The sequence below is a fragment of the Jiulongibacter sp. NS-SX5 genome (assembly GCF_052828545.1).
This window is the reverse complement of record NZ_CM128248.1, coordinates 581412-594196: the sequence shown is the minus strand read 5'-3', so window position 1 is coordinate 594196 and position 12785 is coordinate 581412. Positions and strand designations below refer to the sequence as shown.

At 37.4% G+C, this 12785-nt stretch carries 17 protein-coding genes; 14 read left to right on the top strand and 3 right to left on the bottom strand.

Annotation, left to right across the window (positions count from 1 at the left end; all coding sequences use genetic code 11):
- Positions 1-94: 94 nt before the first annotated feature.
- Complete coding sequence (locus tag ACUXV0_RS02495; RefSeq protein ID WP_446191484.1) at positions 95-508, top strand: RrF2 family transcriptional regulator; 414 nt, start codon at positions 95-97, stop codon at positions 506-508.
- Positions 509-510: 2 nt separating this feature from the next.
- Here ACUXV0_RS02495 and ACUXV0_RS02490 read toward each other — a convergent pair whose 3' ends face one another.
- On the bottom strand, positions 511-927 hold the full coding sequence (locus tag ACUXV0_RS02490) for a hypothetical protein (protein ID WP_446191483.1): 417 nt from the start codon (positions 925-927) through the stop codon (positions 511-513).
- A gap of 279 nt (positions 928-1206) precedes the next feature.
- Here ACUXV0_RS02490 and ACUXV0_RS02485 point away from each other — a divergent pair, with 279 nt between their 5' ends.
- The 7 genes from ACUXV0_RS02485 (at position 1207) to ACUXV0_RS02455 (ending at position 6278) form a co-directional block, all read left to right on the top strand.
- Complete coding sequence (locus ACUXV0_RS02485; protein ID WP_446191482.1) at positions 1207-1680, top strand: hypothetical protein; 474 nt, start codon at positions 1207-1209, stop codon at positions 1678-1680.
- 5 nt (positions 1681-1685) lie between these two features.
- Complete coding sequence (locus ACUXV0_RS02480) at positions 1686-2276, top strand: DUF975 family protein (RefSeq protein ID WP_446191481.1); 591 nt, start codon at positions 1686-1688, stop codon at positions 2274-2276.
- 157 nt (positions 2277-2433) lie between these two features.
- Positions 2434-3117, top strand: a complete 684-nt coding sequence (locus ACUXV0_RS02475; RefSeq protein WP_446191480.1) for a hypothetical protein — start codon at positions 2434-2436, stop codon at positions 3115-3117.
- 112 nt (positions 3118-3229) lie between these two features.
- A complete protein-coding gene (locus ACUXV0_RS02470) occupies positions 3230-3517 on the top strand; it encodes a hypothetical protein (protein WP_446191479.1) in 288 nt (95 codons plus the stop codon).
- A gap of 72 nt (positions 3518-3589) precedes the next feature.
- Positions 3590-4582 carry a glycosyltransferase gene (locus ACUXV0_RS02465; protein ID WP_446191478.1) on the top strand — a complete coding sequence of 331 codons (993 nt, stop codon included), beginning with the start codon at positions 3590-3592 and terminating at the stop codon, positions 4580-4582.
- A 101-nt stretch (positions 4583-4683) separates the two neighbouring features.
- Positions 4684-5580 (top strand): class I SAM-dependent methyltransferase, encoded by an 897-nt coding sequence (locus ACUXV0_RS02460; protein WP_446191477.1) that lies wholly within the window; start codon positions 4684-4686, stop codon positions 5578-5580.
- A gap of 26 nt (positions 5581-5606) precedes the next feature.
- Complete coding sequence (locus tag ACUXV0_RS02455) at positions 5607-6278, top strand: hypothetical protein (RefSeq protein ID WP_446191476.1); 672 nt, start codon at positions 5607-5609, stop codon at positions 6276-6278.
- Here the strand turns inward: ACUXV0_RS02455 and corA are convergent.
- Complete coding sequence (gene corA, locus ACUXV0_RS02450) at positions 6273-7352, bottom strand: magnesium/cobalt transporter CorA (protein ID WP_446191475.1); 1080 nt, start codon at positions 7350-7352, stop codon at positions 6273-6275. The genes ACUXV0_RS02455 and corA overlap by 6 nt on opposite strands.
- Before the next feature lie 58 nt (positions 7353-7410).
- Complete coding sequence (locus ACUXV0_RS02445; protein WP_446191474.1) at positions 7411-8826, bottom strand: ATP-dependent DNA helicase; 1416 nt, start codon at positions 8824-8826, stop codon at positions 7411-7413.
- Positions 8827-8896: 70 nt separating this feature from the next.
- Between ACUXV0_RS02445 and ACUXV0_RS02440 the strand changes: the two genes are divergently transcribed.
- Genes ACUXV0_RS02440 through ACUXV0_RS02415 form a run of 6 tightly spaced genes read left to right on the top strand, consistent with a single transcriptional unit; the run spans position 8897 to position 12782 of the window.
- Positions 8897-9346 (top strand): NUDIX domain-containing protein, encoded by a 450-nt coding sequence (locus ACUXV0_RS02440; RefSeq protein ID WP_446191473.1) that lies wholly within the window; start codon positions 8897-8899, stop codon positions 9344-9346.
- Positions 9339-10121 carry a DUF3822 family protein gene (locus ACUXV0_RS02435; RefSeq protein WP_446191472.1) on the top strand — a complete coding sequence of 261 codons (783 nt, stop codon included), beginning with the start codon at positions 9339-9341 and terminating at the stop codon, positions 10119-10121. Before ACUXV0_RS02440 ends, ACUXV0_RS02435 begins: the two co-directional genes overlap by 8 nt.
- Positions 10122-10126: 5 nt before the next feature.
- Positions 10127-10399 carry a PqqD family protein gene (locus tag ACUXV0_RS02430; protein WP_446191471.1) on the top strand — a complete coding sequence of 91 codons (273 nt, stop codon included), beginning with the start codon at positions 10127-10129 and terminating at the stop codon, positions 10397-10399.
- A complete protein-coding gene (locus tag ACUXV0_RS02425) occupies positions 10371-10775 on the top strand; it encodes a lasso peptide biosynthesis B2 protein (protein ID WP_446191470.1) in 405 nt (134 codons plus the stop codon). The genes ACUXV0_RS02430 and ACUXV0_RS02425 overlap by 29 nt, the downstream gene beginning before the upstream one ends.
- Before the next feature lie 2 nt (positions 10776-10777).
- A complete protein-coding gene (locus ACUXV0_RS02420) occupies positions 10778-11659 on the top strand; it encodes a serine kinase (protein ID WP_446191469.1) in 882 nt (293 codons plus the stop codon).
- A complete protein-coding gene (locus ACUXV0_RS02415; RefSeq protein ID WP_446191468.1) occupies positions 11646-12782 on the top strand; it encodes a nucleotidyltransferase family protein in 1137 nt (378 codons plus the stop codon). Before ACUXV0_RS02420 ends, ACUXV0_RS02415 begins: the two co-directional genes overlap by 14 nt.
- The last annotated feature ends 3 nt before the right edge of the window (positions 12783-12785 follow it).

The window sequence follows — 12785 nt, the reverse complement described above, 5'->3', positions numbered from 1 at the left end:
GATATGCCTATATGACCTATGTCACATGAGGTTCACAAAAAATAGCTTAATTTTGACCAAAGCAGACCAATCTTAAAGGACTGCACAATTATCAATGATTTCTAAAAAGGCGAAATACGCATTAAAAGCACTTAAGCACCTCGGGGCACATTATGCCGAGAAAAGACCCGTGCTCATTTCTAAAATTGCCGAATCAGAGAACATCCCAAAAAAGTTTTTGGAGGCTATTCTTTTAGAATTAAGAAATAACGGACTGCTGCAAAGTCAAAAAGGGAAAGGTGGTGGTTACCTTCTTAGAATGGCTCCAGAGGATATCACTTTTGCCAAAGTCTTAAGAATAATTGACGGGCCAATAGCCCCTCTTCTTTGCGTTTCTCTTAATTTTTACGGCCAGTGTGAAGACTGCACCACTGAAGAAGAGTGCAGCCTCCGTCCTATTCTGGGCCATGTCAGGGATGCAAACCTCGCGGTTTATGAAAAAACTACCGTGGCCGATCTCATGAATTAAGGTCAAAGTTGGTCACAGTGTAAAGTGACATTTTCACCAGCCAACTGGAAGAAAAACTGAAAAGTACCGGATTGATACGTTCCTATTTTAGTCTGGTTGACCATAAAATCTATAGTTCCGGGACTGGATTCTATTAATTCCGCAACAGATCCTGCTTTCTGTTCATTTGAATTACCGCCAACAGTTACTATTTGACTTATCTGTACATCTACAGCTGTGTCAGAAACTTTAGACACGGCAAGTGTAAAATCAATTGAAACTTCGTCTGCTGTAAGAGGAACAGCATAGATCCCGTCTTGATCCTCAAATCCGCTAACCTCATAAGAGCCAGATACCTGATCTGCCAATGGCACTATTTCTTCTTTTGAACACGAACTAAGCCCCACCATTAAGGCTAGCATAATTACTAAATTTTTCATGGCTGTAAGTTTTATTTGACCTAAAACTAGTGAGCAAACAAAGTACAACATGAAGAATTTTATTTTACGTATCGAAAGAAATACCGAAGGTCATAGATGACAAAAAGTAAAACATGTCTCAAATGGAATGAATTAAAGAAAAAACCTTTAAATAAAAAATAAGAAAGCTTGCCGCCCATCTCCTTTAGAATCCACTCAAAGAATTACAATCTTGTTAATTGATATGATAATGAAAAATGCTTTCTTTTGAATAATGTTTAATCTTTTAACCCTTCTAAAATGACAAGACCGACTTTTTTAACAGTACTCTGTATTCTAACTTTTATAGGAAGTGGATATGGGATCTTTAATGCTATTACTAGTTACACGAATGCCGAAGTAGCAGTAGGCCTTACAGGAGATGTGATGGAAGAGGCGATGGATCAGATTGAAGATGAAGCGGATACAGAACAAGAAGCTAAAATGGCCACAAAAATAATGGGAGCTGTAACGGACGGGCTCACTGTAGAGAATATTCAGAACATGTCAATTGCCAATGGAATTTCAGCATTGCTTTGCCTCCTGGGAGCAATACTAATGTGGAGTCTGGACAAGAAGGGATTTTGGCTTTATGTCATTGGTACAGCCGTAGGCGTGATAGCTCCACTTATGATCTATAAGGGACTCCTTGGAGCCATGGCTGGTGGCGGCATGGCCTTTATCGGAATTCTGTTTGTTGTATTATACGCTCTAAACCTTAAACATCTTAGATAATGAAAATGAGTAATCAAGACTTAATCAGAAAAGCCTTTGAGCTACTATCTGGAAAGTGGGTAATGGCCATTATCGCTGTAGTAATAGTAGGCCTAATTAGCAATTTACCCAGTGCAATAGATGAACGTCTGGGTATTCTGAATTTATTTATTTCAGGAGCTATGGCCGTGGGTAGTGCTACCTTCTTTCTCAAAATAGTCAGGAATCAGAAAGAGCAAATTGAGGATGTATTCGATGGATTTAAAACCAATTATGTGGCTTCTCTGGTGGCGGCAGTTTGTACGGCTATTATTGTAATTCTTGGGTTTGTGGCTCTGATTATTCCTGGAATTATTCTAGGCTTAGGCCTCTCACAGACTTTTTACATTTTGGCTGAAGACAAGAATATTTCAGGTATAGATGCCATGAAGAAAAGCTGGGCCATGATGGATGGTTACAAAGTCAAATATTTTCTTCTTTGCCTTATCTATTTAGGTATGGGGATCCTTGGATTGCTTGCCCTGGTGGTAGGTCTCTTCTTTGTAATCCCTATAATAAGTACTTCAAATGCACTTTTCTATGAGAAATTAAAAAGTGGAGAATTAGCCATGGCTTAAGAAATTGACGAATTGTAGATACGAACCGGCAGCAGTTTTGTTGCCGGTTTTTTGTTTATTAACACTTCATTTAACCGTACTATAAATTAACTCAAAAGCACTTTCAATCAGGAAGTTGGCTCTCTATATTTGTTCATCACTAAACGATAAACAGATCATGAAGACTATCCAATTATTAGCAATTCTTTGCCTTTCATCGCTTACCATTTCAGCTCAGGAGTTCATGCCTGGCTTTGAAATGTTTTCGCATAAAAAACCTGCATACATCACACTAGAAGATGGTACAAAAGTAGAAGGCGAGATAGATAAAGTTAAGCGTAAGAAAAACAATATAGCGGCTGTAGAAATGATTATTGATGGAGAAGAAAAAACTTATGACCCAGCTGATATCAAAGAAATGTATCTACCTGCAAATGGCTTAAACAAGCTCTCATTGAAAATTGACAATGCTACGAATACTTCAAAAGACTATGACCTTGATATGTTAAATGAAGGCTACGGTTATTTTATCAAGACCGACATTAACCTTGGTAAGAAAGAAGACGTTCTCCTTATGCAATTGGTGAATCCTGGTTTTGATAGCAAAATCAAAGTATTCTTTGATCCTATGGCAATGGAAACAGGCACAGCCAGTGTAGGTGTCATGAAGGCTGGTGGTGTAGACAAAAGCTATTTTATCAAAATTGGTGATGAAATGGCTCAAAAAATCACCAAAAAGGAATACAAAACAGAGTTTAAAACACTATTCGCCAGTTGTCCATCTCTTATCAAAGAAATTGGTAAGAAACCTGACTGGAAAGAGTTTGCTGCTCATGTACATACATTCGATAGCTGTGAATAATCATTCTTTCGATAGACTTTAAAGAGCCGACTTAAAATGTCGGCTTTTTTTATGTCTTCGACCCAATACATCATCTTTTGCTTCTATCTTTATATTCTAAATTGAATAACCGATGACACTAAGCAAACGATATAAACTCTTTTTGGCCAGTGTTCCTCTGCTCCTGATGATTCCATTGATGGGTAATCTATTTTCCTCTCAGGTGAACTGGTCCTTTTTTGACTTTATCGTCATGGGTTCTTTGCTTTTAATTGGCTTTTCAAGTTTGGAACTACTCTTGAAAAAATTCAAAACGCCCTCCACTCGTTTATTCATTGTTTGTCTTATTCTAGCACTTTTCTTATTGATTTGGGCAGAATTGGCTGTCGGCATTTTGGGAACACCTTTCGCAGGTTCTTAGGAAGAAATAGACTGTTCATGTTTTATCTCAAGAGGTCTATTTTTACAAGGATATCATCGAAACGATTGATAAATGAAAAAACCTAAGGTTAGCATTTTGATTGCCCTAAGAAATGAAGAGAAAAATGCCCCTTCCTTAATCAACTCGCTGAAACAGCTTGATTTCCCCAAAGACGAATTTGAAATTTTATTGGGTAATGATGATTCCTCTGATAAGACGGGGTCAATACTTCATGAATTCGCGAAGGAAAGTGATCATGTTAAAGCTTTTGATATACCTCCCAAAACCGCCTTTGAGTCTCAAGAAGGGAAAGCCCGGGTTTTAGCACAGCTTGCTCAAAAAGCAAAAGGAGATTATTTCTTTTTTACAGATGCCGATATTACACTTCCCCGGAACTGGATACAGTCGCTACTTGATGCTTTTTTGAAAAATGAAAACACAGGAGTAGTGGTCGGAATAACCGGAATGCCTCCCAAAACCTTACCGATGGCCATGCAAAGTATGGAATGGCTTACGGTGCTTTATATGCTACATTTATTCTCTCGAGCCAAGGTTCCAGGTACTGGTATGGGAAATAATATGGCCGTTAGTCGAGAAGCTTATGTAGCAGTTGGAGGTTATGAAAACATCCCTTTTTCGATTGTAGAAGACTACAGTCTTTATAAAGCTATCATTGACAAAGGATACGACTTTAATCAACTCTTTAATGAGAATTGCTTCGCAATGACTGTACCTCCGGAGAATTACCTGGTTCAACGAAGGCGTTGGTTGAGAGGTGGATTTCAAAGTTCCAGTATACTATTGCTACCAGCCTTAATTCAGGCATTTTGGATTCCTCTACTGGTTATAGTTTATTTTCTTTCCTCTACTTGGTTTTGGGGGCTCTTGGTTGGGCAAGCCCTGTTGATGGCGGTCTTGTGCATACTTTGGGGCCGTCAAATAAAAAAGTATTCTTATCTGAAGTTTATACCACTTTTTATAATCTATCTACCAATCGTATGGAATGTCATTACCATTTACAGTTTGCTACCCGGTAAGATAAAATGGAAAGGTCGGGAGTTTTAAACTAGTAAGGCATAGGAGTCAATTTCTTTTATATTTTTGTCTGCGAATGATTAAAAGGCATGATTTTGGTCAAAAATTAACATGACCTGCTTTACTAATAAATGAATCGAATCAATAATACGACATGTCCGCTGTGCTCTGGCACCCAATTTTCTGAACCCATTGCGGTCATAGATTCTTCAATAAGTAAAGAAACCTTTCATTTAATCACCTGTAAGGCTTGTCAATTTACACTAACTCAGGATCCACCAACCCCTGAATCCATTGGGCCTTACTACCAAAGCGAAGATTACGTTTCACACTCTGACTCAAAAAAAGGATTGATCAATTCTATTTATCATCAGGTTAGAGATTTCATGCTTTACAGAAAAGCTGATTTGGTAAAGCAAAGAAGTAAAGGAAATCAAATGCTGGATATTGGAAGCGGAACAGGCTACTTTCTGAATACGATGCAGAAAGAGGGTTTTGAGGTTAAGGGTGTTGAAATAAACGATGAGGCAAGAAAATTATCACAAGAGAAGTTTGGCTTAAAAGTTCATGAGCCTTCAGAATTCTTGTCCGATAGATTTGAAAAGCAATTTGACGTTATCAGTCTATGGCATGTTCTGGAGCATCTGTATGACCTTAACGGATACATGAAGGCCATTGATAGAAGCCTAAAGAACTCCGGGACACTTATTATAGCGGTTCCTAATAAGGATTCTTTTGATGGCAAATACTACGAAGCCAATTGGGCTGGTTTAGATGTTCCTCGTCATTTATGGCATTTTACGCCGGCCTCTATGCAAACTTTTGCCGGAAAATACGGCTGGAAAATAGTGTCAAAAAAAATACTTCCATTCGACTCATTTTATGTGTCCCTTTTGAGTGAAAAGTACCAAAAGAGTCCATTTGCAACCATCAAAGGTTTTCTGGTAGGAACAGTATCTCTGATCAGTGCCGTTTTAAATGTAAAGAATTCAAGCTCTGTTATATATGTTTTAGAAAAAGAGCAGTAAATAATAAAATCCAACACTTTTAGACCATGAATAAATTTATACCTCTCCTTTCTTTGGTGGCCTCTGCCTGTTCTTATGAAAATCAAAAAAAAGAAACAGTAACGGAAAGAGAAACCGTGAGCATAGAAGAACTGGAAACTATTCAAATATCAGCCATTGATTCTATTTACTTAGAATCACTTGAGTCAGAGATCGATTCATATCAGCCACTTTCTAGTGGAGAAGTCTTAAGTTTATTTAATGTTTTAGAAAGTCCTTCTACCGCCGTATTTCATGAAAACATGGTTGAGGAGTATTTGGAGATTGACTCCATAAAAGCTTACGGACAATATGAGAACTATCTAAACCAACTGGATATTGGCATGTTAAGAGATGCCCTTGCCATAAAGATTGCTACTCTTGATGACGCTAAATCATTGCTTTGGGCTGTTTGGTACAGCTCATATGAAGCCTGTCCGTATTTTCACGGAGTTGATGTTTATTTAAGTTCGATAGACAAGGATAGACCAACAAAAACCATTAAAGTGGGTTCCAACTTTTCAGCAATTGACCCACCATCTGCTATTTATAACCCCATTTATTCAATCTTCAGTGCCGATAAAATTCAATCCTTTTATCTTGAGAAAGAATATGATCTGGATGCTTCACAATCGAATCCGGTTTACGTCAACGCAGATACCTTATTGGCTACTTTATAGAAATTTTCGGTAACGGAAGTAAAACCAAAGTCCTATACAAATTAGGCCCATGGCACCAAGAGTATAGAAGTATCCGTTAGGGTTGGCAAGTTCTGGCATATAGGTAAAGTTCATACCATATAAACCAGCAATAAAGCTCAAAGGCATAAAAAGAACCGTAAAAACAGTTAGCGTTTTCATGACTGAGTTCATTTTATTACTCAAGGACGCATGATAATTATTCATGATATTATCAGCCACTTCACGGTAACTGTCTAATGTTTCCAAGGTTTGAATCACATGGTCGTGAATATCTCTCAGATAAACATTGACTGTAGTACCTACAAGTTCAGAGTCTTCTCTTATTAGAGTGCCTATAATATCTCTAAGGGGGAGAATATTTCGTTTCATATAACCCATTTCTTTTTTGAGCAAATAAATCTGATTCTGATGCTCAGGCTTTGGGTCATTCAGTACATTGGCCTCTAGTACTTCAAGTTTTTCGGTAATCTTTTCAATCAGGATGTAGTAATGATCTACAATTAAGTCCATCAAGGCATAGAGCAGATAGTCTGACTGAAACTTTCTTATTCTGCTTGTTTTTTGAGCAATTCGCTCATGAATGGCCGTGAAGATGTCCGTTTGATCTTGCTCCTGGAATGAAATAACGAAATTTGTTCCTAAAATTAGGCTTATTTGCTCAGCTTCTATCTCAAGTGAATTTTCATCGAGATTCATCATTTTCAGAACCACAAACAGCTGATTTTCATCCTCAAAAAGTTCTATTTTCGGTTTTTGCGTTGTGTTTAGGACATCTTCAAGAAGCAGGGGATGAATTTGGTACTTTTTCCCTATCAATTCTACTACTGCAGTTTCATGAACACCATCTACATCTAGCCAGGTAAGTCTGCTATCAGAACAGGGCTCCAGGTTCTGAAGTTGACTCAGTTCTTCAAACGTATAATTCTCCTGATCGTAAACTGTTAAGTGAACCTGGGTACGTTCCATCACCTCTTTACCGATGTATGTCAGACTACCCGGTGCGGCAAATGCCTTCTGTTTTGGAGCTTTAAATCTATTCTTCTTTTTCCCCATACTGACTTACTTTATACTTTAAATATACGAGAACCTTTCTATTCAGACGGAGCAGAACTTAATAGAATTGAGCATTAAAATTGACAAGAAAGACTTCTTTTACCCCTCTGGTAACGGCTGTATAAAGCCATCTGAGGTAATCTTGATCTATGGTATTATTAGGAATATAACCCTGATCTACAAATACTGCATCCCACTGACCACCTTGAGATTTATGGCAGGTTAGAGCATAAGCATATTTAACCTGCAGGGCATTTAGATATTGGTCAGCTGCCAGCAGTTCAGCTCGTTCTTTTTTAGATTTAACCCAGAAATAATCTTTCAAGACAGAATCATAAAGCATCTTATTTTCTTCACGAGTTAAGTTTGGCGAATGAGAGTTTAGTGTATCTAAAATGATCATGGAATCAAACTCCGGGTCGTTAGGATAATCTACCAGCTGTAAACTGACATGCTGAAACCTGAAGCCATGCATTTCTTCCTCTCTACCAAGGTGTTTCACCTCTGCAAACTCCCCATTGGCAACAAAACCGGCCTCTGAGCCTTCTTCCAGAACGGTGTAATTATTCTTCACCACCATCAGGATATCCCCTATTTCCAGCTCACTTTCCAATGAATGAATTCGGTTTCTGATGTACTGGTTATACTGAACAGCATTTTTATTTGACCTTGTAATGACAGTGACATTTTCCTGCCCGTATTTATCGTAAGCGTACCGCAAACCATCTTCGATACGTTCTGAAGTCATCCTGAATATATCTTTAAACTCTTTGGTCTGGAATTTCACCTCAGGCTTTTTCTCGGGCAGTGTTTCTCTGATTTTGGTAGCGTTTGCCAAAATTCCCGAATCTTTTTGCTGCCTCGTTACCTCGGTCAATGAATGACATACAACATCTGAAAAGTATTGATTAGCCAGATGCTCTTCATTTAAAGCAGGACTATATTCCATGCCTACTGGGGGAAGCTGAGCCTCATCGCCAATAATTAAGAGCTTATTCTCGGGCATCTCAAAGACATATTCAATAAGATCATGTAGCAGACTATCTCTTCCAAACTCCCTCCTATCAGCTATCATGGAGGCTTCATCCACAATAAATACTGTACCTTCATGGAAGTTTTTTTGTCGCTCAAATACAAAGTTACCTGAGTAACTATCTTCTGTCTGCTTATAGATTTTCTTATGTATGGTCTGTGCCTTTCTTTTAGAATAATTAGCCATAACCTTGGCCGCCCTACCAGTGGGTGCGAGTAAAACTGATTTCCAGCCAAATTTTGGCAATACTTTAATAAGTGTGCTTACAAAGGTTGTTTTACCTGTACCTGCATAGCCTTTTAGAACAAAAATGGGCCTGTCTTTACTTTCATCCTGAAGAAATTCATCCATGAGAGTGAAAAGCTTTGCCTGTCCGAAAGTGGGCTCATGCTTAAATTTCTTCAGTAATAATTGTGAAGGAGAAAGAATTTCTTCAGCCATTTTCTGCTTAACTACATTTTCTATTGACGCAATCGCCAAATACGCTAATTTTGACTGAAATTCGTAACAAATGGCAGACAACCTTGCTCAGCAAATCGAGGAAAAATATGGCAATAGAATACGTGTCAGAGTATGTGGCTGCCTGGTTCATAAGGGTAAAATTCTACTTTTAAAACATGAGGCTATAGGCCCGGAGGGATATTTTTGGAATGTTCCCGGAGGTCAACCAGAAACTGGAGAGTCGATTGAGGAAGCTTTAAAAAGAGAATTCAAAGAGGAAACTAACCTGAATGTTAAAGTCGGTAGTTTCTTAATAGAAAGAGAGTTTATTGACGACCCTTTGCATGCCATTGAATTATACTTTGAAGTCAATACCAATAACACCAACGCAAGATTAGGTTTTGATCCTGAAGAAGTGGACGTTTTATCTGAATTAGCTTGGTTCAGTAAATCTGAATTTGATCAACTCCCAAAAGAAGCAAAACCCTATTTCCTTAAAAACTACATCAATTTTGATTAAAGAAAATATCCAAATATCGTCTAGCTATTCTGTTAAAGATGACAGATTTGAAATAGAACATATTCCTGAGTCTACTCTTATCTGTGAAATCAGCGATTCCTTTTTCAGGTTCATTGTCAAAGACAAAAGATCCAGAATTGTTTGGCTGGAGGACTTCCCAATTTATCCTCAAAGCAAAAATGCCAGAATTAAACAGCTATTTGAGGATCATACACTTCTTTCGGCCAGATTCTGGAAAGACGTCATCTTTCTCATTCACGGCGAACATAAGACCTTTGTTCCGGCTGAATTGGATGCAAAGCATGGATTAAGCTTGTTACAACAGTTGTCCAACTCATCCATTGAATCCGCTCATATTACCAAAACAGAGAATGGTAGTTTTGCAGTTAATTCAACAGAAGACCTACTGCAATTACTTAAAGACTACCGCCAGGATAAGCCAGCAAAAATTGTATTAGCGGATTCTGTTTTAGAAAAACCGACCATCATTTTTCATAGGTTTGGGGTGAGTCTTTTTACCGGAGGTCAGTCCTCTAACATATATCATGCAAAGTCATTTGAGGATTTCTTAAGGCTTATCGAAGATTTTGAAATCAAGCCAATAGAAATTTGTGGCGAGGTTACAGAGTATGCATTAGAATACAAACAACTTAAAGCCAGGCTGCCACAAGTTAGCTTGGCACAGCAGGTGTCTGGTATTCAGTTTTCACAGTATTTTCAGGAATGCCCAAAACACCGATATTTCTTACTATTTTGTGCTTCTAAGCGTGTTTAATATCAATGGAAGAAAAATATACTTTAAGTAATCTACAAGTCTCCACTTCTATGGGTGGAGAGTCTGTAATACTTAATCATGAGGCCGGCACCTACTTCAATCTTAACGATGTAGGGTCATCTGTCTGGAAAATATTGGAATCAGGACCAGCTACCTTAGATGAACTATCCGTTTCTATTGCTGAACAATATGAAACTACGGTGGATGATTGTAAAGGTGATATAGAGCAGCTGCTCAAAGAGTTAATGGATGAAAAACTTGTTGAAAAAATATCTTAGCTGGTCTTCCAAAGAAAAGTGGCTCTTTTGGCAGGTTCTTTTGAGAATGATTCAAATAAAAACTCAATTGAGGTTTAAAAATTTTGAGACTTTCAAAAAATGGTACGCTGAACTTGATACGGAAGAATATGATTTCGATGAATTAAAACAAGCCATTCAGAGAGCGGCCACAGTCTCTCCCAAGCATTTTACTTGCTTACCTCAGGCCCTGGTATTCAAAAAAATGGCTAGGCCCTATAATGTAATATTGGTCATTGGAGTCCAGGCTTCAGAAAAAATGAATTTAGATGCTCATGCATGGTGTGAGCAGCAGGGGAAGGTACTCATTGGCGATGTTCCTGACTTTCAATACTTACCTTTATGGATATGGGAATAGGAATGAAATTTAAAGCCTTCGGTCAAACCATACTTACGGATCTTGATTTATCAAACCTTCTACCCCTATCATCTGAAAACGATTTTTCAATAGAAATTAGAGATGGCGAAATTGAAATACCTAACACAGAAAAAACTCAGGTATTCAGAAAGAATATTCAAGCAGAAATAGCCTTTAAGGATGATAAAGTACTTTTATACTGGCCAGGGCTGGTTGTGTTTGCAATAACAGATTCGCTGATTAAATACAGGGTACTTATTGATGAAATTGAGACTTTTAAACTTTTCCTTATTAGTGAAGCCTTAGGAATTTGCCTGTTTTTGAAAGGTTATTTTGTATTACATGCCAGTGCAGTAAAAATCAATCATAAAGCTCATGTTTTTCTGGGTGAACCTGGGGCTGGCAAATCAACAACGGCTACCGCTTTTTGGCAAAGTGGACAAACTGTACTTTCAGACGACCTTGTGGTTTTAAAGAAGACGGATGGTAAATGGTTTGTTTCCCCGGCCTACCCCCATTTCAAAGTTTGGAAAAAAGCCCTGATTGGACTAGGAATTGATTATTCTCATTTGCCACCTTCCTTTGAGGGAGGCGATAAGTTTTTGGTTTCGCAGCCCTTTGATAGTTTTTCTGACCAACCTGTTGAGTTATCAGCCATAAATATTCTCAATCTATTCGAGAGTGGAGCTGTACCTTCATTTAAAGCCCCTATTGAGCTATTGAAGCACTTCCCATTGCCTAATCAGCTATTGAAAGGAGAACAAACCAAAAACCACTTTCTTCAATCAAGTAATTTAGCATCGAAAGTTGCAATGAATTTTATTCAAAGACCAGAAGGATTTGACAACCTTCAAAACTATGTGAGATCTTATGCAGCCGAATAAAGAAGTACAATTCATGCTCGATCTCTCAAAGGCTTACTTGTTTCAAATGCCGTTGAATAAGATTGAATCAAATGAAGTCAATTGGACTAAACTTTTAAAAGTTCAAACTCTGCATAGTTTGAATCCTTTAATATCCCTTTATTCAATTCAAAACACCGGTGAACTTCCCAAATACCTGCATGACAGGTTAAATACTTTTTTAGTAAATCAAGCTACAATGAACTTGATTTTAATGAAAGAGTGGGAAATCCTAAAAAAGGAATTTCAAAAGGAAAATATCCCAATTGCCGCTTTTAAGGGAATTATGCTAACAGAGAGCTTGTTCCCGGATAATATAAGGGCCAGCGGCGATCTTGATCTTTTCGTGTCTAAAAATCAACTTGTAAGTGCCTTAATGATTTTAACTGATTTGGGTTATTCTTCTATTAGTCACTTCAGTAAAGAGGAAATCCAAATTGATAAGTTTCAAGCCATTAGTGAATCTAAATTTATAAAAGAAGTAACCTTAATCAAGAATAATATTCAAATAGATCTACATTGGGATTTCAATTATCCTGTCTTGCCAAATCAATTACCTAATGATCTACTCTTTAATCCAGAATATTCAGAGGAAGAAAGACTATTGTTTACAATTCTAAATCACCATGGAGGTAAAGAATTATGGTTAAGAATGAAGAGCCTTGTTGATTTCTCCGTTCTGATAATGAAAAAAGGTAGTTTAATCAATTGGGAAAAGAACTTAGCTAAAATGGCTGACTTTAAACTATTGCTTCATTTTAAAACAGGTATATATTTAATTAATAAGTATTTAAAAACTCCAATTCCAGAAGAATTGAAAGGTCATACTCTGAAGGAATTGAAAACTGAAGAACAAATAATTAATTATTGGAACCTTGGTGAAAATTGGGACATGCCATTAACCAGACTTAGATATGAAAGACTATTTATAAACTCTCAGGATAAAAAATTTTCACTTACTCAATATTTTCTCAATTACTATCACGCTTTCTCAGCCCCGAACCCCTTAGAACCTAAAAGGATCTATTCTTTACCTGAGAACTATACTTTTTTGAACTTTCTTGGGAAAATTATCTCTTATATATTTCACAGAATTCGTTCCTGATTT

What these genes read in the sequence shown, in the direction of transcription:
- ACUXV0_RS02460 (WP_446191477.1), top strand. Translation starts at nt 4,684, where the DNA reads ATGAATCGAATCAATAATACGACATGTCCGCTGTGCTCTGGCACCCAA.
- ACUXV0_RS02425 (WP_446191470.1), top strand. Translation starts at nt 10,371, where the DNA reads ATGAAAAACTTGTTGAAAAAATATCTTAGCTGGTCTTCCAAAGAAAAG.
- ACUXV0_RS02495 (WP_446191484.1), top strand. Translation starts at nt 95, where the DNA reads ATGATTTCTAAAAAGGCGAAATACGCATTAAAAGCACTTAAGCACCTC.
- ACUXV0_RS02465 (WP_446191478.1), top strand. Translation starts at nt 3,590, where the DNA reads ATGAAAAAACCTAAGGTTAGCATTTTGATTGCCCTAAGAAATGAAGAG.
- ACUXV0_RS02445 (WP_446191474.1), bottom strand. Translation starts at nt 8,826, where the DNA reads ATGGCTGAAGAAATTCTTTCTCCTTCACAATTATTACTGAAGAAATTT.
- ACUXV0_RS02485 (WP_446191482.1), top strand. Translation starts at nt 1,207, where the DNA reads ATGACAAGACCGACTTTTTTAACAGTACTCTGTATTCTAACTTTTATA.
- ACUXV0_RS02440 (WP_446191473.1), top strand. Translation starts at nt 8,897, where the DNA reads ATGGCAGACAACCTTGCTCAGCAAATCGAGGAAAAATATGGCAATAGA.
- ACUXV0_RS02415 (WP_446191468.1), top strand. Translation starts at nt 11,646, where the DNA reads ATGCAGCCGAATAAAGAAGTACAATTCATGCTCGATCTCTCAAAGGCT.
- corA (WP_446191475.1), bottom strand. Translation starts at nt 7,352, where the DNA reads ATGGGGAAAAAGAAGAATAGATTTAAAGCTCCAAAACAGAAGGCATTT.
- ACUXV0_RS02490 (WP_446191483.1), bottom strand. Translation starts at nt 927, where the DNA reads ATGAAAAATTTAGTAATTATGCTAGCCTTAATGGTGGGGCTTAGTTCG.
- ACUXV0_RS02470 (WP_446191479.1), top strand. Translation starts at nt 3,230, where the DNA reads ATGACACTAAGCAAACGATATAAACTCTTTTTGGCCAGTGTTCCTCTG.
- ACUXV0_RS02475 (WP_446191480.1), top strand. Translation starts at nt 2,434, where the DNA reads ATGAAGACTATCCAATTATTAGCAATTCTTTGCCTTTCATCGCTTACC.
- ACUXV0_RS02480 (WP_446191481.1), top strand. Translation starts at nt 1,686, where the DNA reads ATGAGTAATCAAGACTTAATCAGAAAAGCCTTTGAGCTACTATCTGGA.
- ACUXV0_RS02420 (WP_446191469.1), top strand. Translation starts at nt 10,778, where the DNA reads ATGAAATTTAAAGCCTTCGGTCAAACCATACTTACGGATCTTGATTTA.
- ACUXV0_RS02430 (WP_446191471.1), top strand. Translation starts at nt 10,127, where the DNA reads ATGGAAGAAAAATATACTTTAAGTAATCTACAAGTCTCCACTTCTATG.
- ACUXV0_RS02455 (WP_446191476.1), top strand. Translation starts at nt 5,607, where the DNA reads ATGAATAAATTTATACCTCTCCTTTCTTTGGTGGCCTCTGCCTGTTCT.